The 23,096-nt window shown below is 61.5% G+C and carries 24 protein-coding genes and 3 riboswitches; of the genes, 12 read left to right on the forward strand and 12 right to left on the reverse strand.

Translation table 11 applies throughout. From position 1 onward, the window contains the following. A riboswitch (cobalamin riboswitch) is annotated at window positions 1–75 on the reverse strand. This riboswitch is flagged as partial in the annotation. A 31-nt stretch (window positions 76–106) separates the two neighbouring features. Continuing rightward, window positions 107–229: riboswitch (cobalamin riboswitch) on the forward strand. A gap of 79 nt (window positions 230–308) precedes the next feature. Then, window positions 309–2,768, forward strand: coding sequence for a leucine-rich repeat domain-containing protein (locus Q4B98_RS08720; RefSeq protein ID WP_303196799.1), 2,460 nt, complete (start codon window positions 309–311; stop codon window positions 2,766–2,768). A 143-nt stretch (window positions 2,769–2,911) separates the two neighbouring features. Here Q4B98_RS08720 and Q4B98_RS08725 read toward each other — a convergent pair whose 3' ends face one another. The 12 genes from Q4B98_RS08725 to Q4B98_RS08780 all read right to left on the reverse strand — a co-directional run bounded on the left by Q4B98_RS08725 (window position 2,912) and on the right by Q4B98_RS08780 (window position 14,325). Further along, a complete protein-coding gene (locus tag Q4B98_RS08725; protein ID WP_303196801.1) occupies window positions 2,912–3,610 on the reverse strand; it encodes a tetratricopeptide repeat protein in 699 nt (232 codons plus the stop codon). Next, window positions 3,610–4,563, reverse strand: coding sequence for a VWA domain-containing protein (locus Q4B98_RS08730; RefSeq protein ID WP_303196803.1), 954 nt, complete (start codon window positions 4,561–4,563; stop codon window positions 3,610–3,612). The genes Q4B98_RS08725 and Q4B98_RS08730 overlap by 1 nt, the downstream gene beginning before the upstream one ends. Next, entirely contained in the window at window positions 4,560–5,537 is a 978-nt protein-coding gene (locus Q4B98_RS08735; protein WP_303196805.1) for a vWA domain-containing protein, read from the reverse strand. The genes Q4B98_RS08730 and Q4B98_RS08735 overlap by 4 nt, the downstream gene beginning before the upstream one ends. Then, window positions 5,528–5,995, reverse strand: a complete 468-nt coding sequence (locus Q4B98_RS08740; RefSeq protein ID WP_303196807.1) for a hypothetical protein — start codon at window positions 5,993–5,995, stop codon at window positions 5,528–5,530. Before Q4B98_RS08740 ends, Q4B98_RS08735 begins: the two co-directional genes overlap by 10 nt. Further along, window positions 5,992–6,921 carry a DUF58 domain-containing protein gene (locus Q4B98_RS08745; protein WP_303196809.1) on the reverse strand — a complete coding sequence of 310 codons (930 nt, stop codon included), beginning with the start codon at window positions 6,919–6,921 and terminating at the stop codon, window positions 5,992–5,994. The genes Q4B98_RS08740 and Q4B98_RS08745 overlap by 4 nt, the downstream gene beginning before the upstream one ends. Next, window positions 6,918–7,934, reverse strand: a complete 1,017-nt coding sequence (locus tag Q4B98_RS08750) for a MoxR family ATPase (RefSeq protein ID WP_303196811.1) — start codon at window positions 7,932–7,934, stop codon at window positions 6,918–6,920. The genes Q4B98_RS08745 and Q4B98_RS08750 overlap by 4 nt, the downstream gene beginning before the upstream one ends. Beyond that, on the reverse strand, window positions 7,918–8,853 hold the full coding sequence (locus tag Q4B98_RS08755; protein ID WP_303196813.1) for a hypothetical protein: 936 nt from the start codon (window positions 8,851–8,853) through the stop codon (window positions 7,918–7,920). Before Q4B98_RS08755 ends, Q4B98_RS08750 begins: the two co-directional genes overlap by 17 nt. Beyond that, window positions 8,850–10,235 carry an ATP-binding cassette domain-containing protein gene (locus Q4B98_RS08760; protein ID WP_303196815.1) on the reverse strand — a complete coding sequence of 462 codons (1,386 nt, stop codon included), beginning with the start codon at window positions 10,233–10,235 and terminating at the stop codon, window positions 8,850–8,852. The genes Q4B98_RS08755 and Q4B98_RS08760 overlap by 4 nt, the downstream gene beginning before the upstream one ends. Beyond that, entirely contained in the window at window positions 10,232–11,194 is a 963-nt protein-coding gene (locus Q4B98_RS08765; protein WP_303196817.1) for a hypothetical protein, read from the reverse strand. The genes Q4B98_RS08760 and Q4B98_RS08765 overlap by 4 nt, the downstream gene beginning before the upstream one ends. Beyond that, window positions 11,191–12,168, reverse strand: coding sequence for a hypothetical protein (locus Q4B98_RS08770; RefSeq protein WP_303196819.1), 978 nt, complete (start codon window positions 12,166–12,168; stop codon window positions 11,191–11,193). Before Q4B98_RS08770 ends, Q4B98_RS08765 begins: the two co-directional genes overlap by 4 nt. Continuing rightward, a complete protein-coding gene (locus Q4B98_RS08775; RefSeq protein ID WP_303196821.1) occupies window positions 12,165–13,364 on the reverse strand; it encodes a hypothetical protein in 1,200 nt (399 codons plus the stop codon). The genes Q4B98_RS08770 and Q4B98_RS08775 overlap by 4 nt, the downstream gene beginning before the upstream one ends. 76 nt (window positions 13,365–13,440) lie before the next feature. After that, a riboswitch (cobalamin riboswitch) is annotated at window positions 13,441–13,572 on the reverse strand. 78 nt (window positions 13,573–13,650) lie between these two features. Beyond that, entirely contained in the window at window positions 13,651–14,325 is a 675-nt protein-coding gene (locus tag Q4B98_RS08780) for a hypothetical protein (protein ID WP_303196823.1), read from the reverse strand. A 169-nt stretch (window positions 14,326–14,494) separates the two neighbouring features. Between Q4B98_RS08780 and secY the strand changes: the two genes are divergently transcribed. From secY to rplQ, 11 genes are all read left to right on the forward strand, one after another. Next, complete coding sequence (gene secY / locus Q4B98_RS08785; protein WP_303196825.1) at window positions 14,495–15,817, forward strand: preprotein translocase subunit SecY; 1,323 nt, start codon at window positions 14,495–14,497, stop codon at window positions 15,815–15,817. Next, a complete protein-coding gene (locus Q4B98_RS08790) occupies window positions 15,814–16,383 on the forward strand; it encodes an adenylate kinase (protein ID WP_303196827.1) in 570 nt (189 codons plus the stop codon). Before secY ends, Q4B98_RS08790 begins: the two co-directional genes overlap by 4 nt. Before the next feature lies 1 nt (window position 16,384). Further along, window positions 16,385–17,224: a type I methionyl aminopeptidase gene (map, locus tag Q4B98_RS08795; protein ID WP_303196992.1), complete on the forward strand. Its 840-nt coding sequence runs from the start codon at window positions 16,385–16,387 to the stop codon at window positions 17,222–17,224. Between the two features lie 247 nt (window positions 17,225–17,471). Continuing rightward, window positions 17,472–18,323 (forward strand): endonuclease domain-containing protein, encoded by an 852-nt coding sequence (locus Q4B98_RS08800; protein ID WP_303196828.1) that lies wholly within the window; start codon window positions 17,472–17,474, stop codon window positions 18,321–18,323. Between the two features lie 148 nt (window positions 18,324–18,471). Next, complete coding sequence (infA, locus tag Q4B98_RS08805) at window positions 18,472–18,693, forward strand: translation initiation factor IF-1 (protein ID WP_002514837.1); 222 nt, start codon at window positions 18,472–18,474, stop codon at window positions 18,691–18,693. Between the two features lie 78 nt (window positions 18,694–18,771). Next, entirely contained in the window at window positions 18,772–18,885 is a 114-nt protein-coding gene (gene rpmJ, locus Q4B98_RS08810) for a 50S ribosomal protein L36 (protein ID WP_303196831.1), read from the forward strand. A gap of 378 nt (window positions 18,886–19,263) precedes the next feature. Then, window positions 19,264–19,641 (forward strand): 30S ribosomal protein S13, encoded by a 378-nt coding sequence (gene rpsM / locus Q4B98_RS08815; RefSeq protein ID WP_303196833.1) that lies wholly within the window; start codon window positions 19,264–19,266, stop codon window positions 19,639–19,641. 71 nt (window positions 19,642–19,712) lie between these two features. Next, window positions 19,713–20,120, forward strand: coding sequence for a 30S ribosomal protein S11 (rpsK, locus tag Q4B98_RS08820; RefSeq protein ID WP_303196835.1), 408 nt, complete (start codon window positions 19,713–19,715; stop codon window positions 20,118–20,120). Window positions 20,121–20,150: 30 nt separating this feature from the next. Next, window positions 20,151–20,756, forward strand: coding sequence for a 30S ribosomal protein S4 (rpsD, locus tag Q4B98_RS08825; RefSeq protein WP_303196838.1), 606 nt, complete (start codon window positions 20,151–20,153; stop codon window positions 20,754–20,756). 360 nt (window positions 20,757–21,116) lie between these two features. Next, window positions 21,117–22,136: a DNA-directed RNA polymerase subunit alpha gene (locus Q4B98_RS08830; protein ID WP_303196840.1), complete on the forward strand. Its 1,020-nt coding sequence runs from the start codon at window positions 21,117–21,119 to the stop codon at window positions 22,134–22,136. 291 nt (window positions 22,137–22,427) lie between these two features. Next, window positions 22,428–23,009 (forward strand): 50S ribosomal protein L17, encoded by a 582-nt coding sequence (gene rplQ / locus Q4B98_RS08835; RefSeq protein ID WP_303196842.1) that lies wholly within the window; start codon window positions 22,428–22,430, stop codon window positions 23,007–23,009. The last annotated feature ends 87 nt before the right edge of the window (window positions 23,010–23,096 follow it).

Below are 23,096 nucleotides of genomic sequence, written 5' to 3' on the forward strand. Positions count from 1 at the left end.
ACGGTTGCGGGACAGCTCCGGATTCACACCGGATTCCCCTGCAGTTGCGGTGCCATTCTAAGCTCACGATCATGAGGTGTCCACACCGGGGTGGCGGCGGGAACACGTTTGGTAGCATTTTGGTGGTTTCACCGATGGAGAACCTGGTGAGAATCCAGGACTGTCCCGCAACCGTGTCGTCTGGCAGAAATGTCGGCCAAGTCGGATCGCCGTCGTTGAAATGTCTCGAACTCAATTCCGTCGTGGATAGCGGAACGGTCGGTCCTGTACCTGGCGACGAAGCGTCCACGCAGTGAAAGGCAGGACCCGTGAGACGGTTCAAAGGGTTGGCCGCAGTATTGTCTGCGGCCTTGGCGGTACCGATGGCCATTGCGTCATTCGTCCCGGCATCGGCGGCTCCGACGACGTCGTATGACGATGAGGCCCAGAAGTGCATCAACCAAAACCATGTGTTCGTGTATGCCGAGCGTGACGATGGTCACGTTGACACTGGTTGCGCTTCGGAGTTCTCCAATGGTGTGGAGGCGTTGAAGTCGGCTGGTTTCGATCTTGGTGGTACCGATTACGGCGGTGATCTTGGTACGTTCGTTGACACCATCAATGGATATCCAGAAAACCCGGATATGTTCTACGCATATTGGGGGTATTTCCATGCTCAGCCGGCGGGCAAGGACACCGAGGCGAAGTGGGAATATTCACAACTTGGTGCAAGTAGTTATCATCCCAAGCCCGGTTCCATCGAAGCCTGGCATTTCATGCTCATTGATGGGCCATGGGAGCTTCCACCAACCTGGACACCGAAGGTTGATCCCGCCTCGGCAACCCCGGCGGCCTCCTTCGAGATTCCTGACAAGGCGTTGCAGAAGTGCATCACCGACACGATCGGCACCACTACTCCCACCAAGGAGCAACTTGCTGACCTGACGAGCTTGAGCTGCCGGAACAAGGGAATCGAAGACCTAACCGGTATCAATCAGCTGACCGGCCTTGGAAAGGTCTTCCTGTCGGGAAACAAGATCACTGATCTCAAGCCCTTGGCCTCGCTGCCCAGCATTTTCAGCCTGGATATCAACAGTAACGAGGTCTCCGACATTGCACCGTTGCAGTCCTTGACGAAGCTATCTCGTTTGGATGTCGGTAAGAACCACATTCGCGACTTGTCCGCTCTCAAAGACATCAAGGGTCTGACCAGCATCACGTCGAACTTCCAGACCGTTGACGGGGGATCAGCCACCGTTGGTGTCGAGACTGCGGTTCCGACCGCCGTCGATCGCACTGGAAAGACCTTTGTGGCCGACCGTGAGGTTCCCGAGGGTGTCGAGATCAAGGGTAAGAACGTCACCTACCCCTCTGCCGGCGACTACGTCTGGCAGTTCCGTGACAGCTCGATGTACTTCAACGGCTCCATTACGGTTCACGTGAAGTCGGCTCCTGCGCCGGTACAGCCAGTCAACATCCCTGATGCCAATTTCAAAGCATGTCTGCAGGATGCCGTGGGCCAGGGTAAGCCCCTCACAGCCGACAACTTGGGCGCTCTCACCGAAGTCAAGTGCATAAACAAGGGCATCAAGGACATCACTGGCGCTGAGGCGCTGACCGGCGTCAAGACCCTGTATCTGACGACAAACGAGATCGAGAATCTGAAGCCGCTGGCCGGTCTGACGAAGCTTGAGACCCTGTATCTGCCCAACAACCACGTCAAGGATCTGACTCCGCTAGCAGGGTTGCTAAACCTCAGGGAACTGAGCCTGGATCAGAACCCGATCACTACGGTACAACCGCTGTCCTCGCTGACGAACCTGGCTGATCTGACGATCAACCAGAACAAGAACAAGAGCGGCAAGTACGCGTACCCCGGCGTCAGCAGCTTGGAGGGACTTGGTTCTCTACCCAAACTCGAGCGGTTGGTGGCCAACAACAACGTCAACCTGTCAGATCTGTCCGGGATCTCCGGAGCGACCTCGCTGAAGAAGCTCTTTCTCAACAACGACAAGATTTCCGATCTGAGCCCCATCAAGGGTCTGACAAACCTCGTCGATGTTGGTTTCGATGACAACGAGATTTCCGACGTCTCCGCCCTGGCTGGGATGAAGAACCTCACCCAGATCGGTCTGAGTTCGAACCACGTCTCCGACCTGTCACCGCTGTCGGGCCTGGACAAGATCGCATTCATGGGTCTGCGGGTTCGCTGGCAGACCGTGACGGCTCCGCCCGTTCTAGCTCAGCAGGAGGTTCCGGTCCCGGTGGCCAAGGCTGCCGACGGTACCAAGGTCGAGTTCACCGTTCCGGAAGGAGTGAAAGTCTCCGATGGCAAGGTGACCTACCCGGCTGCCAGCGACGGGTACAAGTGGGCCTGGTCGCACAAGGATGCGAACAGCCACTCCGAGGACTTCTCCGGGACCTGGATCCAGCCCGTGACGGCCGCAGCTCCCACGGTCAGTCCGAGTGTGACACCCACTGCCCCCGAGACGACTCCCACTGAGACGCCTTCGGTGACCCCGACGCCGACGGTTTCTCCCACGGTCACTCCGACGGAGACGCCTTCGGTGACCCCGACGCCGACGGTTTCTCCCACCGTCACTCCGACGGAGACTCCTGCTGAGACGCCCACTGCGCCTTCGGCGGCCATCCCGACGGTAGCTTCGCCGGTCACCTCACCTGGAAGCCCGACGCCGAGTGCACGTACGCGCGGACCTCGTCAGGGCAACATCCCAGTGACTGTGTCGTTGCGGAGCACCAATCTTGGACTTCCAGCCACGGGAGTCTGATTGGCCTTCCGGGAGTGTGATGAAGGGCCTTACCGTCATTGGCGGTGAGGCCCTTCATCACGCTGTGCGCGCTCTACCGGATCTGTTCGCATGAGGTTCGCGGTCACCGTGCAGAACTGCGATGATGACCGTGAACCGGCAAGCTACCACGTCCGCCCAGTGCCTGAACCCGCGTCCTTTTGAGACGTATTGGCCTGGTCGAGGGCCTTCTGACGCTGCTCCTGAGCCTTCTTGAGCTTCTGCTCCAGCTCATCTTCCTTGTTCTGCTGACCGGAGGAATCTGCCTCCTCGCCGGCATTTCCTGCACCGCCATTTTGACGCTTGCGATCTAGTCGAGATCTAGTGCTTCTTACCGCTGTCTGCTGCGACGACGAGGTGCACTGTGTATCAGTGAGCACAGCTTTACCTTGACGCCATCTGACTAAGGCCTCGTCGCGATTATCAGCCGTGGCATACCGGTCAGCTGACGCCTCCAACGACCACGCCCAGTTCAAACGAACCCGACACTGTTCCTCATCGGGGGCCAGACCGGCCGCTTTCTCGAACTTACTGGCGGCCCCGTCGTAATTACCTCGGGTGTACCGAGCAACCCCCGCGTCGTACGGAGCGATCCACTTGTCGATGGTTGCCAGTTTCTCAGCTGCCGTGAATTTTCCCTCCGCGCTGGCAGAGTCGCCACGGTCTAGGTCCGCCCGGCCACGATCTACGAGGATCATCGTTCGCGCTGGAAGGATTGCCGCCGCGAGGGCGACGACGGTAACGAGTCCGGCCCCAACCCGGACGGTCCACGGGGCTTTGACACCGTACATGCCATGGCGTCCAGGTCTTTCCAGATTTGCCATCACGCCACCTCCTTGCGCATTCGACGCCACGCCCGCACGCTGAGCCAGACGTCCGCCATCTCGCACACCAGGGCGGCTGCGGCGAACCACCAGGCCCAGTGGCGAACGTGTCCGGATTGTGGATCTGCCGGCTGCTGGAGTGGGTTCTCCCACCACGTCACCGTGCTGGCTCCATTACGCTGAACAAACCGTCCGCCCATTTGCTCGGCCATGGTCTGTAGCGATTGTGGATTGGCACGAGACACTGCCGGAGAACCATTTCTGGTCACTTTTTCAGTAGCACCCGGGCGGATGGGCATGGTGCCTCCCGAAGTCGTCCCATAGCCGAGAACCAGCCCACCGTCGATGAGTCCGGATACGTCGGAGAAACTGTGCGGAGCTGAGGACGCTGTCTGCTCTCCATCGCCCATGTACACCAAGTACCTCTTGGCGCTCGGACGACTCGCTCGTGCCTTGACGAGCATCTGGCGAGCCAGCGGTTCAGCCAGACCAATGTCGGTGCCAGTGGCGTTTACCGTCTCTCGCCAGCCCAAGGTCTCGGCGAGGGTGCGCAGTGCGGCCGGGTCGGTGCTGGGCGGCAAGGCGATACGTGCCTGGTTGTCCGAGGCGATGACGGTAACTCGGGCTGACGGCATTGCGGCGGCCAAGGAGATGAGGTCAGCGGTCACGCCGGACATTCGCGGTCGTCCGGAGTAGTCGGTTGCTCCCATCGAGGTGGTGCGGTCGACGATAACAACGACCTCAGCACCGGCGGCCTCGTTGCTGCGCGTGGTGTCGGTGCTTCCCGGGCGCAGTGCCACTCCCACGAGTAACAGGGCAGCCAGCACCCGACACCACATGGCCGTGGTAGATCGGGGAGAAGAATGGCGGGGTGCCATCACTGCGATGGCAGCCAGCACGAATGCTGCCAGGATCGCCACGACGAGGAGGATCCAATCGGGGTTGATGGTCATGAGTCCTCCTTCCGGCGCTTCAGGTCAACGGCACCCGCCGCGACGAGACACACCAAGGCCAGCACCCCGAAAGGCCAGACGACATCGACCTGCGTCCAGCGTGCAGTGGCGGCGGTACTACGAGCTTCTTGGTCGCTTACTGCGGTGATAATGCGATTCGGGTCTTCCAGATCTGTTCCAGTGACGAGGGTGACGTCGCCTCCCGTGTGTGCCACGGCGTCATGGAGTACTGACACTGCGGTGGCGTCCGCCTCCGAGGGGGAGACTCCTTGTACCAGCACCTTGCGCTTGGTGGCTTGACGGATAGCTTCGTTCAGACTGAAGACCGGTGTGCCGGACAGCTGATTGTCGGTGGCTAGGACGACGGTGCGTCCGCGCTGGTCGTCAGACCCGTCGAAACGCTGAAGGCAAGAGGTAAGACCATCGCCAATGAGGCTGGAACCGCTCGTACCCGCCCTAGATCCCGGGATGGGTCCACGGTCAAGATCATGGGAGAACTGGGAAAGCTGAGAGTCGATGTAGTCGGCGTCGTCGGTGAGTGGGAAGACCGTCACGGCTGCTGAGTCAAAAGCGACTAGCCCGATCCGGTTGCCGTCCAGGCGAGCAGCCAGTTTTCGGTACGCCTCGATGACGTCATGATCGACATCAGACATCGACCCGGACACGTCGAGGCACAGCACGACGTCGTGGTTGCGGCGTTGTTGCCAGTCCTCGTCAGGCTTGGCTGGCCGACCCACTAACACCACTAAGCACGCTGCAGCGATGAGGACGCACACCACCTGGATGAGGCGGCGTCGCAGCTGGCCATGCACAAGGTGCTGGTAGCGGGGGAGGACCCGCAGCCGGTCCAGGTGGTCTAGCGGAACCGCAGAATGCCGCGCCCGATGACGGAGAGGCCACAGGAATGCCGCGATGACGACCGCCAGGCCGACGACGGCGGCAACGACGGCGAAGGGCCATTGCATTAGTGCCATGAGGTCACCACCTCCCTCCCGGACGCGATAAGGTCGCGCGCACAGGACTCGCTGGGCTGTGGGCCGAAACAGGCGTCACGGGCCTGCTCCGAGAACGCAGCAGCTGGTTGCAGCCGGGGTTCACGCCGGGCTGCCCGTGTCAGTTCGGAGGCGGTGAGGTAATCGGCGTCCTCGGCGCTTACCAGGCCTACGAAGCGGCGTACGATACCGCTCACCTGGTGGCATGCGTCACGCGGAGAAAGATCCTCGCCCAGCTGGGCAGATACATCGTCGAGGGCTTTCAGGCACTCAGCTTTCAGCCTCGCCACGTCGTCACGAGGCTCTTCGTTGGCGTCACGCCGCCGAGACATAAGGATCAGAGCCACCAAAACAGCGATACCGATAGCAGACAGCGCGGCGACGAGAATCCACCAATGGGACGGTATCGGAACGGTGGGATTGATTTTGAGGGGAATCACGACCGCCTCCTGCTTCGTGACAGGGCCAGCGCAAGATTCTCCGGTGCCTCGGCGACGGCGTGTACCCGAGCATGGGTAATGCCGAGGTCGTCGAGCATGGAATCGGCGCGTCGAGCGAGGTCGATCTGGGCGAAAGCGGCCGCCTCACGCAGCTGACGATCGCCAAGGACCTCCTGCATGACAGAACGTCCACCATCAGCCGCCGTGATCGTGTGACCGGCAAGCCGTGGATCTGTGGCCAACATATCGGTGAGAGTGACGACGATGACGTCGTGGCGCACCGAGGCTCGGCTGAGCGCATTGGCCTGGGCCGAGGTGAACTCGTCGTCGTCGCGGATGAGGAGAAGTAGTCCAGGACGTCGCATGGCATTCGTGGCCGTCGCGAGAACTGTCTCCAAGACGTGTGGATCCGGGGAGCCCTTGGCGTCCCCGAGATTGATGATTTCATGGAGCATCCGCTCCACTTGTGGCAGCTGGGCGGTCGGACGCCATGACGACCTCTCGCTGGGTCCGGCGCACACCATGGCGACCCGATCGCCATGGTCCACGGCGATCTGGGCCATGATTGCGGTCACCACCGCTGCCAGATGAGCCTTCGTCACATTCATGTCACACCAGCCACGCATCGCTGGCGTCCCACACACCCCGACCATGAGGGTTGCCTGACGTTGGGCGACGTGGCGGCGGATGAGTAGCTCGCCGCGCCGAGCCGTAGCTTTCCAGTCGACATCCTTGACGTCATCTCCGGGAGCGTAGGCTCGCAGGTCGTTGAAGTCGAGGCTGCGGCCGACATGGACCGAGTCATGGTCGCCATCAAGCAGGGATTCCACCCGACGCCGCAACACCAGCGGCACTCGGGAGCGCACCGCTTGGATGAGAGCTCGCTCCCGGGTGTTCAGCACACTGGCGGAAGAGGTTACGGTCACGGGGTGGGCACCGCCTCGAAGATGGCGTCGATGACGTCGGTGGGACGCACCCGCTGGGCCTGAGCCTCGAAGCTGAGGACCAGGCGGTGGCGCAGCACGGCGTGACGCAGAGTCACGACATCTTCCGGGATGACGTGGGCGCGGCCATCCAGCAGGGCCAGCGCGCGTGCGACGGCCATGAAAGCGATCGAGGCACGCGGGGAGGCTCCGTACTCGATCGCACGGGCAGCGGAATCTGACAGAGCCGACTCGGGATGGCGAGTTACCGCGACGAGGTTGACGATGTAGCGCTTGATGGCTTCGTCGACGACAACACGACGGGTGAGGTCTTGCAAAGTGAGGACGTCGTTGGTGCTTACTGCGGGAGTGGCAGGGGCCTCAATCGATCCATCTTCAATACGGTTGAGGACTTCGAGCTCCTCAGAAACGTCGGGGTAGTCGAGCACTTCCTTCAGCAGGAAGCGATCCATTTGAGCGTGGGGCAGGACGTAGGTGCCCTCCTCCTCGATGGGGTTCTGGGTAGCCAGCACCATGAACGGGTCAGGGAGTGGGTGGACGACACCGCCGATGGACGTCTGGCGCTCCTGCATTGCCTCAAGCATGGCCGATTGGGTCTTCGCGCTGGAACGGTTGATCTCGTCGAGCAGCACGATGTTGGCGTGTACCGGACCCAGTTCGGTGCGGAAGGTCGCCGTGGACTGGTCGAAGACCTGGGTGCCGATGATGTCGGAAGGCAGTAGGTCGGGGGTGCACTGCACGCGGGTGAAGGAGCCGTCAACGGCCGAGGCCAGCGTGGAAGCTGCGAGAGTTTTCGCGAGTCCGGGCACCGATTCGAGCAGTACGTGTCCACGAGCCAGCATTGCCACGAGCAGGCTGGTGCGTAGGGCGGACTGCCCCACCACACGTGTGCTGAAAGCGGTGGACAGGGCGCCGAGTCGATCTGCGGCCCAGCTCAACTCCTGCTCGCCTAGCGGGGGCCGTGCGTGGACGTCGGCGTCAGTGTGATGTGTCATCATCGTCTCCTGAGTGGTGCGTGGTGGTCGGGAAGGAATCGGTGAGGTCGTCGAGACCTCGTTTGGCGAGGGCTTTGTCGTTGACAGCCGAGATGACAGGTCTGAGTCGAGCTGACGCGCGACGATCAGGGGCCAGGGCTTGCCGCAGGGCGCGAATGACGAACGGAATCACGATGAGCCACACGACTGCGTTCGTGATTGCTCGGGACATGTCGAAGGCCAGTGAGGTGGCTTGGGTCCAAGCCCATAGGCGTTGAGCCTCGTCGAGTGGGTTGAGACCTGCGAGGAAGGACTGTCCTGGATCGGTTTCCGCCCATGCCCAGCCCATGAGGTTGAGGAGAACCCCGGTGACCGGGCCGAGAATCACGCACCACAATGCCCCCGCGAGCCAGGTCGTGACTGTGCGCAACCGGACCATGGCGGCTCCAGCCAGTCCCCACAGCTGCCAGACGACGAGCTGGCCGGCGAGGGGGGTGGCGATGGTGCCGATGGCCGCCGAGGACACCAGACAGGTGAGGGTTCCTGCGAGGACGCCGCCGGGGGCTCCCAGTACCGCTCCGACGAGTAGTGGAATCCAGAAGACTGGCTCTATGCCGTTGGCTCCCGGGGCCACAGCGGCACGGATACCAGCGGCGAGCACGCAGGCGCCCAGGATCAGGCTGAGTTGGCGTGCAGATCTCGTTTCGTGGACGAGGACGGCTGCCAGGGCCGCACTGACACCGATCTGGGCTGCGATAAGCCACGGTGCAGTGGATTCGGCCTGGGTTTGAAGGGCCGCAGTGCGGGAACCCCAGACTGGCCAGGTGAGCCAGATGACGCCGAGTAGGACCTGGATGATGGCGATGGCGCGGCTGAGAGGTCCTGAGGTCGCTCCGACTGTCTGCCAGCGAGCTGTGGGTGCTGCCACGGTGGTCGTCATATCGTCCTCCCTTCCGCGACATCGAGGGAGTCGATGATGTCGCCCAGGGTCATGTGGTACTCGGAACCGGCCAGGGCACCGACGTGGGTGAGGGGAGCGAGTCCGAGGGCCAGTGGAGATCGGTCGGCAATGACGCGATGGCCGTCAATGACTATGACCCGGTGGACAGCACGTACCAGGAATTCCACGTCGCGGCTTGTGACAATGCGCACACCGGCTGGTGCGTTACGAAGACTCTCGGAGACCAAAGACCGTTCGATCGGATCAAGGTCGTGGTCAGCATGGGCCAGGAGTAGTGGGTCCGGAGTTGTCAAATGGCCGTGGACGCGCAGCCATGCCCGTTCACCACGAGATAGGTCGCGGCGGCGTTGTGACGCCAGCTCGGTTGTTCCCGCAACCTTGCGCGGGTCGTAGCTGGGACGAAGTTGCGATGAGGGGAGAGATCGTCCCGGCCGGGGAAGGGCGTGAAGCAGGCGGGAGGCAACGGATTCGGGTCGGATGGCCCCATCGGAGGTGTGGTCGGTGTTAAGTCCGGTGGCACCCGCGAGGTCGTCAGCGCGGACGATGGCCAGCGATTCGCGATCGTGGATGACGAGGTCGGGTCCTTCCAAGCCGAGATCGCGGCAGCCGATCATCGTCATGACAGGTCCGGTGCGGTGATCGTCATTGCGGCGTGGCCGTGGCAGATCGGAGAAGACGAGGGCGTCAGTGTCGACCTGGTCGCGTGCTAACGATGTGAGGGCTCGTCCGATCGGCAGCGGAAGGCCATGGGGGACCCAGGAATGAGCTGGTGAATCCGACACGACAGAACCTGCCGACATCTCCACGATACGGTCAGCCTCAGCCCACGCAGTGTCGAGGTCATGATCGGCCCACAGCACTGTTGCTCCCTGGTCGGCGATGGCACGCAGTCGCTCGGTGAGGGCATGACGTTGTAAACGATTGAGTCCGGAGGTTGGATGATCGACCAGGACAATTCCTTGCTCATCTGCCACGCGTGAGTTGACGAGGGATGCCGCGATCCGGGCGCGGATGTCGAGGGGCCAGGTGTCGAGAGGACGACGGGTCCACGGTCCGGGTTCGGGGGATGTCGAATCGTCCAGATCCGCCCACGTCAGCAGGTCGGTGTCAACGATGTGGGTGGTCTCTGCAAGGAGATCTGGTCCCATATCCATGACGTCGACGCCATCGATGAGGGCCTTTCCGTTGACTCGGGTACCAGCCGGTAACTGACCGGCGAGCAGCCGAAGCAACATCGTCGTTCCTGCGCCACGTCGGCCCACGAGACAGGTCACGGTGCCGGCATTCAGAGAAAGGCTGACGTTCTTCACGACGGTGCCACGCCCGGGAAGCCACACCGTCACGTCATCGAGAACAATCACGCGGAGACCTCCTGATGACGACGCGGGCTGGTAACAGCGACGGCTAGGGGAAGAGCGAGGACGCAAATGAGGCTGGCGATGGGAATCGGTGGCCAGCCTGGGCGAGGAGTGATCGCGGAGCCGTCAAGGCCGATGACCCACAGTGCGAGGGTGATGACGGCCAGAATCGCCACGACAAGGCTGAGTCCCGAGATCGTCCCGATGGGTTCTCCGGTCGGCAACAAGGCAGTGAAAACTGCGGCGGCGAGGAAAGCCAGCAAGGCTGTCGTGGGCTGATCGACTCCCGGCAACGGGTGTTTGGAAACGAGTCCGACGACCGGAACTGTCACGCACACGACAAGGATCAACGCACGTACTGGAGCAGTCCAGGAAGCCAACGGGCGGTGTCGCCGCGCCAGTCCAGACGCACCTTGACGTGCGGCTGTGGCGAGCGTAGCTGCGGAGACAGTCTGGCTATCCAAGCCGGCAGGCAGGGCGGCGAAGGGTTCCAGCGCGGATGACCACGAACCCAGCAGGCGGCGACCTGCAGCGGATACAGCGGTGGGCTGCACTGCTGTCATGCCAACTCCCGCAATCGTCACGAGGACAAGCGCTCTCATCATGGTCGTTGCGGTCAACAACAAACCCGAGGCTGTCATTGCGCCGCCTAGATGAACTCCCGGCCCGGGTGACCACGTCGGCAGCCGCCACATGATCGAGTCGATGGTTGAGTCCGCTGAGGGACTCACGATTGCCATGATGATCCACCACACCACGACGATTCCGGACAGCCAGCGAGTCATGGCTAGCGCGCCGGGCCGGGGGCTGAGCATTTTCAGGGTCACCACGAGACATACCCACATCACTGTCAGAAGTAGCGGGTTCGTCGTCGCTACGGCAATCACGGCCAGAATGAGGAGTTCAGTTCCCCAGGCCCAGGCGGGGACGGCTGAGGTCGGGTCGATACGAGGTGTCCTCATGAGGCACTCACCTGGTTGCTGGACTCTTTTTGTGCGCGGTCCGGGTTGTCACGTCGTTTGGGTCGGGATGTGAGGGCGAGCGCAGAGACGACCCCGGCGCCGAAGAGGACCCCAGTGGCAGCCTTGACCACCCCTTCGGGATGGCTGCCACGATCAGTGGTCGGTACGCCGAGATTGGTACCGACAGGCGGGGGAGTGAACAACGAGCTGCGGGCACCCTTGACCCCGTCGGCGGTCGGGATGAGGGTCCATGAGGTCGTGCGCCGCGGATCAGTGAGGGACTGCACCCTGACGTCGTGTTTCGTGCCGGTGAGTCCGCGTGGCACCGTCCAGCGTATGTGGCTGATCTGAGAGGGATTGGCGGCAGCCTCAGTGGTCTCGCCGATAGCAGTGGCGTCATGCCAGGTGTCGCCCTGCTTGACCTGTACCCGGTACCTCTCGCCAGGAACCGCGCCTGTTGCCTGCATATCGAGGGTCTGGCCAGCCGGCTTGCGTTCGGTGTAGCCGTCGCCCAGTAGATGTGGCACGAAGGACCCGAAGGGGACAAATTGTCCTGGCATTCGCGTGGTGTCGAGGCCCTGAATATCGGAGACGCTGACGAGGGCCCAGCCGCCTTCACCAATGTCCGGGGAGGAGGCAATCGGGACGAAAACATCAGCGAGGCCCTTGGCGTTGGTGAAGAAAGTTGTCTGCTTGCCGATCGGTTCAAGCCCAGTGAGCTTGTTGTCCTTGACAACAGCTCGGAAAACCCGCACTGTGCCGCGAACATTGGGATTTCCGCGGACGCTCACTCGTGGGGTCGTCCCTTCGCGCAGCCAACGATCTGTGGTCAGGCTGCACACCTTCGCTCCCGTGCACAATGCCGTCGTCTGGGCGCTCTGCTCGGCGTGGGCCGGGACAGCCCCCATGACAGCGCTACCCGAAATCATCAGGAGCGCGATCGACGTTGCGCCGATCGTGGATATGCGGTTCACTCTTCGTCCTCCCAACCTTGACGACGAGGACGACGATGGCCGAAAGCCGCGAAGGCCAACCCGGCCAGGGCTACGACTCCAACACCGACTGGCACCCACCATGGGACACCTGCGTGTTCGTCCTTGGCAGCAGACCGACGAGTACGGTCCTCGCGTCCCCACACAGGAGATGACGACGACTGTGGAGCCAGCGCAGATCCGGCGCTGGCGGCAGGAGAGGACGCGCTGGGACTCGGAGTTGGGGAACTCGGGGTGGCCGAGGACGGGTGAGGCTGTGATGGCGACACTGATGCTGTGTCGGACCGTTGTGGCTGGGGTGCCGTCGGCCTCACCGTGGAGATTGTGGTGAGGCGGCTGTCTGCATGGTCGCGGTTCTTGCCAGATTTGTGGCTGGTGCTGCGGCTCTTGCTCGGCTTGGGACGATCTTTCGAATCATCATTGTGTCGTGGTGCCGTTGACGGGTGGCGGTTCTGATGGCTTCCGCCATGGCCCTTTCCATGGCCTTCGCCGCCGCCGTGGCCTTCGCCGTGGCCCTCGCCGTCGTCCCCATCATGACCGCGATCATCGTCATCATCGCCCGGCTCGTGAGTCGGCTTTCCGGTGGGGCCGTGGGTGGGCTTTCCGGTCGGTCCTGCTGAGGGACCGGGATTCGTGCCTGGGCCGTCTCCGCCATCTCCGCCTTTGGCGAACTTCGGGGTCGTTGGAGGAAGCTTTGCTGAGTCAGCGGAAAAGACGATGACGCCAAAACCGTTGACCTCGAGATTGGGGCTCCAATTTGAGTTTTCGTTCCATCGACCGCCGGATCCCTCCTCAAAAGTGCCGGTGTGGTACCACCAGTACGCCGGGAAATCAGCGAACGGATCTGATTCGATGCCGTTGATTGTGCTAATGACACCACCGGACGATCCATATTCGAATTTGGCTAGTTTCACAGCGTCTTCGCGGCCATCACCGGAGGCCTGGTGTGATCCAATAATGCAGCGCACCAGGGTCTGGGAGTCCAGATTGCCCGGAATCTTGGGTGTGACGTCAGCGGGCTTGTCGGGCCAATACAAAACGACCGCAAACCCTTCGTCCTTTTGACACCACCCGTCGTGAAACTCCGCCCCCTCGGCAGTGGTTGGGGCAGCCATTAACGACCCGGTGGCGCACGCGAACGCAAGCAGGCTCGCAGCGGCGACATTCCGGCGACCCATCAGGCTCCTCTCGGCGGGGTCGCTGCGACGAACGAGAGGGTCGTCACGCCACGCAACCCACGACATGGCATCAACATCAACGCTCAACTGATTCGGCGATCCGGCTTAGCCACATGGCATCACGGTTGCGGGACAGCGCCGGACTTTCACCGGCTTCTCCGTCACAGCTGTCGGCCCGGGGCACACGACCTCGGACGGCCCGTAGTCTACGGCGTGACTTCCATCGGCGCGACCTGGCCCCTCTGATCGGACTTCTCCGTGTGGGGTGACAGCGGGAAAGGCGTTGTCAGATGATAATGACAGCAGCGACGAGAACAACGGTGACGCAAATCGTCATCCAGTTCGGGTGAACCTGGATTTCGTTGGGCTTCTCGCCTGTGGGTTTCTGCTGGTTGTCCTTGGCACTAGGCTGGTCGGACTGCGCGTCTGCCGTGGTCTGTGTGGCGGTCCGCGCCTTGCCCGTGGGGTGACGTTCGATCTTTTCGGTCTCAATCAGGCGGGCCGTCGAGTGAGAGTCCAAGGACCATCTCATCGGAACTTCGGAGCCGACGATGACCTGCGGGATGTGGCCGGCATTGCCCTTCATCGCGGTAGCGGTCCCTCGTGCCGGGGCAGCCCACGCCGAAATTGTGCGCGGCTTGCGAATCCCCTCGGCGTCTGGACGACGCTCGGCCGTCAGCGACAGGCCCCAACGTCCGGTGGCTTCTGTTATTCGTTGCCAGGGAACGTCCCAGATTCGGAATTGATTGACGACGGTCACTCCCTCGTCATGGATCCGGATCTCTGCAACTCCCCACACGATCCACACCAGCCACACGAAAAGCAGCAGGGCAGGAAGATTCGTCAACCCAGCTAGACCAGATCGGATGAGGTCGAGAATCGTCACCACGACGATGACCGCCAGGACGATCCCGACACCGATCCGCCCCCGGTGTGAGGAGATGATGATCGGCGGTCTCATGGCACTCCAGACGGGGTCGGACGGGCAGTGATGTGGAGCGACGTGGGTATTGCCGCTATAAGTTGATAGGCTACCCGCGCTGTGTCCATGCTCCCAGACATTTGCCTTCCGCGCGTCATGGGGGTTGGATTCGGGTAGTCAGTAGTCCACGAGATGGGAGAGGGCCCGGATGCTTTCCGCCTTCGCCAATGCTTTCCGAACACCGGATCTTCGCCGCAAGATCCTGTTCACACTCTTCATTCTGGCGGTTTTCAGGCTCGGGTCCGTCGTTCCCGTCCCGAACGTCAACGTGTCGAACATCAACACGTGTGTGAGCCAGGCGAGTTCCGGCTCCTCGGCCGGCCTGTACTCGATGATTAGCCTGTTTTCGGGCGGTGCTCTGCTGAAGTTGGCGATCTTCGCGCTCGGCATCATGCCCTACATCACCGCGTCGATCATCTTGCAGCTGCTGACCGTCGTCATCCCAAGACTCGAGACCCTCAAGAAGGAGGGAGCGTCCGGGCAGAACAAGATCACTCAGTACACCCGTTACCTCACTTTGGTGCTTGGCCTGTTGCAGGCGACCGCCTTCGTCACCTTGGCGACGTCGGGTCGGCTGTTCACCGGCTGCACCTTGCCGGTGGTGTACTCCACCTCGATTTTCGAGGTTATCGTGATGATCCTGACGATGACGGCCGGCACCACGATCGTGATGTGGATGGGCGAGCTCATCACCGACCGCGGTATCGGCAACGGTATGTCGATCATGATCTTCACCCAGATCGCTGCCCGCTTCCCGGATTCTCTGTGGGGTATCAAGGTTGCTCGTAATGGCGCAGGTCAGGCTCACGCCTGGTTTGTGTTCAGCATGGTGATTGCTATCGGGCTGCTCGTTATGGCCGCCGTCGTGTTCATCGAGCAAGGGCAGCGGCGAATCCCGGTGCAGTACGCCAAGAGAATGGTCGGGCGTCGTATGCTCGGCGGCTCGACCACCTACATTCCATTGAAGGTGAACCAGTCTGGCGTCATCCCGGTGATTTTCGCTTCGTCGATTCTGTATCTACCGGTGCTCTACGCTACCTTCCGACCGGAAACTTCTGCGGCGAAGTGGATCGGTAAGTATTTCACGACTGGCGACCATCCGGTCTACAACATCGTTTACTTCCTGCTGATTATCTTCTTCTGCTACTTCTACGTCGCCATCACTTTTGACCCAGTCGAGATGAGTGACAACATGAAGAAGTATGGTGGATTTATTCCTGGCATCCGGGCCGGGAAGCCCACCGAGGAGTACTTGGCCTATGTGCTGTCGAGGCTGACGGCACCTGGGTCTTTGTACCTGGCCCTCATATCGATGATCCCGACGCTCGCGTTCGTGTACCTCCAGGCGAACCAAAACTTCCCGTTCGGCGGCACGAGCATCCTCATCATCGTGGGTGTGGCGCTGGACACCGTGAAACAGGTGGAAAGCAAGTTGCAGCAACGACACTACGAAGGATTCCTGTCATCATGAGATTGCTCATCATGGGCGCCCCGGGCGCTGGCAAGGGAACTCAGGCCACCGCCATCGCTGAGCACTACTGCGTGCCAGCGATCTCCACCGGTGATATGTTCCGTGCCAATATCAAGAACGGCACCGAGTTGGGCAAGAAGGTCAAGGCCATCATGGACGCCGGCGACCTTGTTCCCGACGAGTTGACCGATGCGATAGTTGTCGATCGCCTGAACCAGGACGACGCTGGCAACGGTTTCTTGCTCGACGGGTACCCCCGCAACATGCACCAAGTTGAGGCACTCGACACGTACCTCAAAGAGCACGGGCAGAAGCTCGACGCGGTTATTAGCCTCGACGTCGACCCTGAACTGCTCACTCAGCGTTTGCTGAAGCGCGCAGAGATTGAGGGGCGTACCGACGACAACGAGGAGACCATTCGCAACCGCATGAAGGTTTATTCCTCTCAGACTGAACCGCTGCTCGAGCACTACCGTTCGGCTGGCATCCTTGTTCCGGTCGACGGTGTGGGTGAGATCGACGAGGTGCGTCAGCGTATCTTTGCCGCACTCGATTCCGCGAACTGACGTGCTGGGTCGCAATCACTTCCAGATCAAGACACCCGACCAGATCACAAAGATGCGTCGGACGGGGCTGGTTGTTGCCGAGGGCTTGCAGGCCATGAGCGCGGTCGCCGTACCTGGCGCCACTACTGCCGACATCGATCGGGTCGGTCGCCAGGTGCTTGAGCGTCACAATGCGGGGTCGAACTTCCTCAACTACGGGGGAGATTGGGGCCTTCCGCCCTACCCGGGCGTGGCGTGTGTGAGTCCGAATGAGACCATCGTCCATGGCATCCCCGGCGACCGCGAGCTCAAGGACGGTGACATCGTTTCCATTGATTACGGAGCCATTGTTGACGGCTGGCATGGGGATGCTGCGCGAACGGTTCTGGTCGGAGATGTCGGCCAGGAGGCTCGGACCCTGTCCGAGGTTACTCGGGAGTCCATGTGGGCTGGCATTGCCAAGCTTGCGCCTGGCGCTCGTATTGGTGATATCTCGGCGGCTGTGCAGGCTTCATTGGAGTCCCACGACCGTGACTACGGGATTGTCCGTGAGTACACCGGTCACGGGATCGGTACCCAGATGCACATGGACCCGGACGTCCCGAACTGGGGTCGAGCTGGCCGTGGCCCGAAGATCGTCGAAGGCATGGTGCTGTGTATCGAGCCGATGGCGACTCTCGGCATGGAAGACACTGCCACCCTGGACGATGAGTGGACGGTTGTTACAGTGGACGGCTCGTGGGCCAGTCACTGGGAGAACACCGTCGCCGTGACCAGCAAGGGCCTGTGGGTGCTGTCGGAACCCGATGGTGGCAAGGCTGAGCTGGAGAAGCGAGGATTGCCGTTCGGCCCGCTCGACTGAGGTTGAGTTTTGTGGTGCTTGCCGGGACGGTGGTCCCGGCGAGCACTGTTTTATGGAGTCCCGGTGTCCGGGCAGTTCCCTCGAGCCGGGCCTGCCTACTTCGGGGTGTCAGCGAAATCTGCCAAAAACTGGGGAAAACTTGGCCTGTAAACGTGTTCATGCCGACTTTTTGGCAGATTTCGCTGAGATAACAGATTGCCCTGTGGATAAGTGACGCATTGAGGCTCTCGTGACGACAACTGTCAGTATGAGAACCTCACACTGGACCGAGATTTCCATCCCCACCCAGCTATGCCCAGGGGGAGTCGTATCTACCGCCGTGCTTATCGGGACCGGCCTCTCCAAGGCCAAGATCGATACCGCTCAGCGTCACGGTTCCATTACGCGGCTTCGCCAAGGGTGGTGGGCGCTGCCCGACGCTGACCCCAACGTGGTGGCGGCGGTGAGAGCTGGTGGTGTTTTGGGTTGTGTCAGTGCCTTGAAGATGATGGGCGTCTGGTCACCACTGGGTTCCCAGGTGCACTGTCGAGGCCATCGTGAACCGTTGTCCGCAACGGTTCGTTCTTGCCCGGCACCACGCCGCGCTGCCCCCATTATCGCTGTCGACTCACCTGACATCGCAGTGCAATCGGTTGTCCGGTGCCTTGACCACGATGAAGCCGTGGCTGTCCTCGATTCAGTGCTGCGAAAAGGGATACTTACGCACGAACGGCTTGAGGAGTGCCTTGCTCCGATACCGGCAGGTCGGCGGACCCTCCCTGACCTTGAGTGGGCCGACTCCGGAACTGAGTCTTTGGTCCGGTGCCGGCTCCGTCGTCTCGGGCTGGTAGTGAGAACTCAAGTCACCATTGAGCACGTCGGCCGAGTTGACATGGTGGTCGGGGACCGGCTGATTATCGAGGTCGATTCGGTGGCACACCATACAGACGTCGCAGCATATTCCAACGATCGGCGGCGCGATCTTGAACTCGTCTCGCGGGGCTATCTGGTCATTCGGGTCACGTGGCACCAGGTCATGTACGACTGGGATCATGTCGAGCAGCTCATTATGGAAATCGTTGGAGCCGGTGACCACATGGGTGGTGTCCGCTCAAGCTGACAATGGCGAAACCCGATCCCGAGGGCTGGTGACCTGCGGCTGATTTGGGACGGCGGCGTTGAGAAGGTATCGTTACCTGCTGGCTTCGTGTGCGCGGAGCCAACAGCCGTACCCGCAGGGGGTACGGTCAGCGGACAGATGGGACGTAATGGCCAAGAAAGAGGGAGCACTCGAACTGGAGGGAACTGTCGTTGAGGCCTTGCCCAACGCCATGTTCCGTGTCGAACTCAAGAATGGACATCGCGTTCTTGCCACGATCAGCGGCAAGATGCGCCAGCACTACATCCGAATCCTGCCGTCAGACCGTGTTGTCGTCGAGCTGTCGCCCTACGACCTCACTCGCGGTCGGATCGTCTACCGCCACAAGTGAGCTACGGCTCATTGCCAAGCGCTTAACGGCGCACCACCCAGGTTCCCGCCAGGGGACCGTTACGCGAAAGAGAATCTCATGAAGGTTCAGCCGAGCGTCAAGAAGATCTGCGACAAGTGCAAGATCATCCGTCGCCACGGCCGCGTGATGGTCATCTGCGAAAACCCGCGCCACAAGCAGCGTCAGGGCTGAGCCCACGCCGCGACGGGATCGCAGATTGTCCATACGACGGTCAGCAGGAATGCAGGGGTTCGGCCCCTGAGGTCCACCGTCAGGCCCACCCGCCAGGTGGGAGCGGTGAACAAGTGAACTGCACAACAGAACAAGCACCGGTTGCACACACTGGTGCAGACCTCCCGGGCGCTGCTCGGGACACCGTGGAAGCACGTCCTGGAACCCCGCTCGAAACCATCGAGCACGGATCTGGGCCACTACCCCCGGACGAAGGCCGGGGCCTCGTCGGACGGTCAGACACCGCCCATCGTTCTTCGGAATGACGAGGACGCTCCACGCCGGACACCTTCGCGGCTCGACATTGTTCGAGTCGAAAGAACAAGAAAGGGATGCCACATGGCACGCCTCATCGGAGTTGACCTGCCGCGCGACAAGCGTCTCGAGGTCGCCCTGACGTACATCTATGGAATCGGTCGCACCCGCGCCACCGAGACCCTCAAGGCCACCGGAATTAGTGGTGACCTGCGCGTTCACGAGCTGACTGACGATCAGCTGGTGGCTCTGCGTGACCACATCGAGGCCAACTACCACGTCGAAGGTGACCTTCGCCGTGAAGTTGCCGCCGACATCCGCCGCAAGATTGAGATCGGCACTTACCAGGGCCGTCGTCACCGCAGTGGACTGCCGGTCCGTGGTCAGCGCACCCGCACCAACGCCCGTACCCGCAAGGGCAAGAAGAAGGCCGTCGCCGGCAAGAAGAAGGCCACCAAGTGAGCTGTGGCCCGTCGGGCACTCAGCAACCTTCATCGACGCGCAGATCACACTGATTTCAGGAGAAACACCACATGGCTACTGCAGGCCGCAAGGGCGCACCCAAGACCAAGGTGCGCCGCAAGGAAAAGAAGAATGTCGTCGCCGGACAGGCGCACATCAAGAGCACGTTCAACAACACCATCATCGCCATCACCGATCCTTCCGGTGCGGTGATCTCGTGGGCCTCTGCCGGTACCGTCGGCTTCAAGGGTTCTCGTAAGTCCACCCCGTTCGCCGCCCAGATGGCTGCTGAGGCCGCTGGACGTCGTGCCATGGAGCATGGCATGAAGCGGGTTGACGTTTTTGTTAAGGGTCCGGGCTCCGGCCGCGAGACCGCCATCCGTTCCCTCGGGGCGGTCGGCCTGGAGATCGGCCCGATCTCCGACGTCACCCCCGTTCCGCACAATGGATGCCGCCCGCCGAAGCGTCGCCGCGTCTGACCCATTCCGAGAGCAAAGGACTGATACACAATGGCCCGTTACACCGGCCCCCTTACTAAGAAGTCCCGTCGCCTCGGGACTGACCTTGTCGGCAACGACAAGTCTTTCGAGCGTCGTCCGTACCCCCCGGGCGTTCACGGTCGCGGTCGTACCAAGGACTCCGAGTACTCGCTGCAGCTGCGCGAGAAGCAGAAGGCTCGTTACGCCTACGGCGTCCTGGAGAAGCAGTTCCGTCGTTATTACGAGGAGGCAGACCGTGCCCAGGGCAAGACTGGTGACGTCTTGCTGCAGATCCTCGAGTCACGTCTCGACAACGTCGTGTACCGCGCCGGGCTTGCTGTTACTCGTCGTCAGGCTCGCCAGCTGGTCAGCCACGGCCACTTCCTGGTCAACGGTAAGAAGGTCAACATTCCTTCCTACCGTGTGAGTGCGCACGACATCATCGACGTACGTGAGAAGTCCAAGGACCTTCACCCGATCGTCGTTGCCCGCGAGACCTTCGAGACCCGTGAGATCCCGGCTTGGCTGGAGGTGCGCCCGAACAGAGGACGTATCCTCATCCATCAGCTGCCGACCCGTGAGCAGATCGTCGTCGACGTCAACGAGCAGGCCATCGTCGAGTTGTACTCGAAGTGATCTAAGGGGGACGACCCCCTTTGGATCCCCCGAGCGGGTCAAGCTTGGTTGTCTAGCCTCTGGTTTTGGTGGTTGGGTTCGGGTTTGGGTTTGCTTGGGATTGTTTTAGGGGGGGACGACCCCCTTTGGATCCCCCGAGCGGGTCAAGCTTGGTTGTCTAGCCTCTGGTTTTGGTGGTTGGGTTCGGGTTTGGGTTTGCTTGGGATTGTTCTCGGGGGGACGACCCCCTTTGGATGTGTGGCGGCTTTCGGTGATTCGGGGGCCGCCACTGAAAAACTGAATAACCTCCCGGCGGGGAGTTCCCGTCATCCCGTTCCCCTCTGCGCCTTCATATAGCGGTTGGCGCGAAAGGTAGAAAACATGCTCATCGCACAGCGTCCCACTGTCACTGAGGAGCCCGTCTCGGAGTTCCGCTCGAAGTTCATCATCGAGCCACTTGAGCCTGGCTTTGGCTACACCATCGGCAACTCGCTGCGTCGCACCCTGCTGTCGTCGATTCCGGGTGCTTCCGTGACGAGCATCAAGATCGAGGGAGTCCAGCACGAGTTCTCCACCATCGAGGGCTGCGTTGAAGACGTCACCGAGATCATTCTGAACCTTAAGGGCCTGGTGCTCTCCTCTGAGGAGGACGAACCCGTCACCATGTACCTGCGCAAGTCCGGTGCCGGCGAGATCACTGCTGCCGACATCAATCCGCCGGCTGGCGTGACCATCCACAATCCGGAACTGCACATCGCCACCCTCAACAACGATGGCCGTTTCGAGATGGAACTCGTCGTCGAGCGTGGTCGTGGTTATGTGTCCAGCACCCTCAACGACGACCCGAACTCCGAGATTGGCCGGATCGCTGTCGACTCCATCTACTCTCCAGTTCTCAAAGTGACCTATAAGGTCGAGGCCACCCGAGTTGAGCAGCGCACCGACTTCGACAAGCTCGTTGTCGACGTAGAGACCAAGCCGAGCATTCTGCCGCGTGACGCCGTCGCTTCGGCTGGCAAGACCCTCGTCGAGCTCTTTGGTCTGACCCGTGAACTCAACGCTGACGCCGAGGGTATCGAGATCGGTGCTGGTCCGGTTGACGAGGAATACGCCGAGAGTCTCGGAACCCCGGTCGAGGAACTCGACCTCACCGTCCGCTCGTACAACTGCCTCAAGCGGGAAGGTATCCACACTGTTGGAGAGCTTGTCTCTCGTTCGGAGCAGGACCTGCTTGCCATCCGCAACTTTGGGTCCAAGTCCATCGACGAGGTGAAGGAGAAGCTGGCTGAGCTCGGTCTGGCTCTCAAGGACTCCGCTCCGGGCTTTGATCCCCTGGCTGCCGCCGACGCCTACGACGAGGCGAATGACGACGACGATTACGCAGAGACCGAGCAGTACTGAGTTAACGGTGCAAGGGGGCGACCCCCTTGCGGCGGCGCTTACGAAGCAGGGGGACGACCCCCTTGCGACCCCCGAGGGGGTTCGGCTCTGGTTCTCAACCGTTGTTGGGTTGAGTACTGAGTCACTGTTAACAACTAAAGATTTCCTCTCTTCGGAGGGGAGGCCAGGGGGGTGGACCCTGGCCATACCCCCACCCGTCATCAGGGAAGGGGAGGGGAGGACAACCGTCCTTCCTCAGCCGGACTGCGGTGGGTCCACCTGCCCGCCGCACCGACACACAAGGAGAAAAGAATGCCGAAACCTACTAAGGGTCCCCGTCTTGGCGGCTCCCCGGCCCACGAGCGGATCATCCTGCGAAACTTGGCCAGCCAGCTCTTTGAGCACGGCCACATCGTGACCACGGTTACCAAGGCCAAGCGCGTCCGTCCGCTCGCCGAGAAGCTCATCAATCGAGCCAAGACCGACACTCTCGCCAACCGTCGTCTCGTCAACCGCACGATCACCGACCGCGGCATCGTGCACATCCTCTTCACCGAGATCGGCCCCCTCATGGAGGGTCGAAACGGTGGTTACACCCGCATTACCCGCATCGGCAACCGCAAGGGCGACAATGCTCCCATGGCCGTCATCGAGATCGTCACTGAGAAGCTGACCTCGAAGGCTCCTAACAGCGCTGCCGACGCCAAGGCACAGATCAACGCCGCCACCGAGGCCAAGGACGCTGAGCCCGAGGCCAACGAGGGTGACGCTGCCATTGAGGACAACACCCTCGCCGAGAACGCTGCTGCTGAGGCTCCCGTGGCTGATGAGCAGGACGCTGCCGAGGCCGACGAAAAGCCCGAGGAGAAGCCTGAGGAGAAGCCCGAGGCCTGATCCTCTTTCCAAACATCCAAGCGCCGGTCCCTCTCAGGGGCCGGCGCTTGTTTGAACACTCGATCCAGACTGGTCATCACCGCATAA

It is taken from the genome of Cutibacterium sp. (genome assembly GCF_030525615.1).
In the GTDB taxonomy this organism is placed as follows: Bacteria; Actinomycetota; Actinomycetes; order Propionibacteriales; family Propionibacteriaceae; genus Cutibacterium.

Excerpts from the sequence above, each read along its gene's own strand:
- rpsK (WP_303196835.1), top strand. The coding sequence starts at position 19,713 with ATGGCTACTGCAGGCCGCAAGGGCGCACCCAAGACCAAGGTGCGCCGC.
- Q4B98_RS08790 (WP_303196827.1), top strand. The coding sequence starts at position 15,814 with ATGAGATTGCTCATCATGGGCGCCCCGGGCGCTGGCAAGGGAACTCAG.
- Q4B98_RS08765 (WP_303196817.1), bottom strand. The coding sequence starts at position 11,194 with ATGAGGACACCTCGTATCGACCCGACCTCAGCCGTCCCCGCCTGGGCC.
- rpsD (WP_303196838.1), top strand. The coding sequence starts at position 20,151 with ATGGCCCGTTACACCGGCCCCCTTACTAAGAAGTCCCGTCGCCTCGGG.
- Q4B98_RS08735 (WP_303196805.1), bottom strand. The coding sequence starts at position 5,537 with ATGGCACTAATGCAATGGCCCTTCGCCGTCGTTGCCGCCGTCGTCGGC.
- Q4B98_RS08775 (WP_303196821.1), bottom strand. The coding sequence starts at position 13,364 with ATGGGTCGCCGGAATGTCGCCGCTGCGAGCCTGCTTGCGTTCGCGTGC.
- rpmJ (WP_303196831.1), top strand. The coding sequence starts at position 18,772 with ATGAAGGTTCAGCCGAGCGTCAAGAAGATCTGCGACAAGTGCAAGATC.
- rplQ (WP_303196842.1), top strand. The coding sequence starts at position 22,428 with ATGCCGAAACCTACTAAGGGTCCCCGTCTTGGCGGCTCCCCGGCCCAC.
- Q4B98_RS08800 (WP_303196828.1), top strand. The coding sequence starts at position 17,472 with ATGAGAACCTCACACTGGACCGAGATTTCCATCCCCACCCAGCTATGC.
- secY (WP_303196825.1), top strand. The coding sequence starts at position 14,495 with ATGCTTTCCGCCTTCGCCAATGCTTTCCGAACACCGGATCTTCGCCGC.
- Q4B98_RS08750 (WP_303196811.1), bottom strand. The coding sequence starts at position 7,934 with ATGACACATCACACTGACGCCGACGTCCACGCACGGCCCCCGCTAGGC.
- Q4B98_RS08730 (WP_303196803.1), bottom strand. The coding sequence starts at position 4,563 with ATGACCATCAACCCCGATTGGATCCTCCTCGTCGTGGCGATCCTGGCA.
- Q4B98_RS08725 (WP_303196801.1), bottom strand. The coding sequence starts at position 3,610 with ATGGCAAATCTGGAAAGACCTGGACGCCATGGCATGTACGGTGTCAAA.
- infA (WP_002514837.1), top strand. The coding sequence starts at position 18,472 with ATGGCCAAGAAAGAGGGAGCACTCGAACTGGAGGGAACTGTCGTTGAG.
- rpsM (WP_303196833.1), top strand. The coding sequence starts at position 19,264 with ATGGCACGCCTCATCGGAGTTGACCTGCCGCGCGACAAGCGTCTCGAG.
- Q4B98_RS08830 (WP_303196840.1), top strand. The coding sequence starts at position 21,117 with ATGCTCATCGCACAGCGTCCCACTGTCACTGAGGAGCCCGTCTCGGAG.
- Q4B98_RS08755 (WP_303196813.1), bottom strand. The coding sequence starts at position 8,853 with ATGACGACCACCGTGGCAGCACCCACAGCTCGCTGGCAGACAGTCGGA.
- Q4B98_RS08780 (WP_303196823.1), bottom strand. The coding sequence starts at position 14,325 with ATGAGACCGCCGATCATCATCTCCTCACACCGGGGGCGGATCGGTGTC.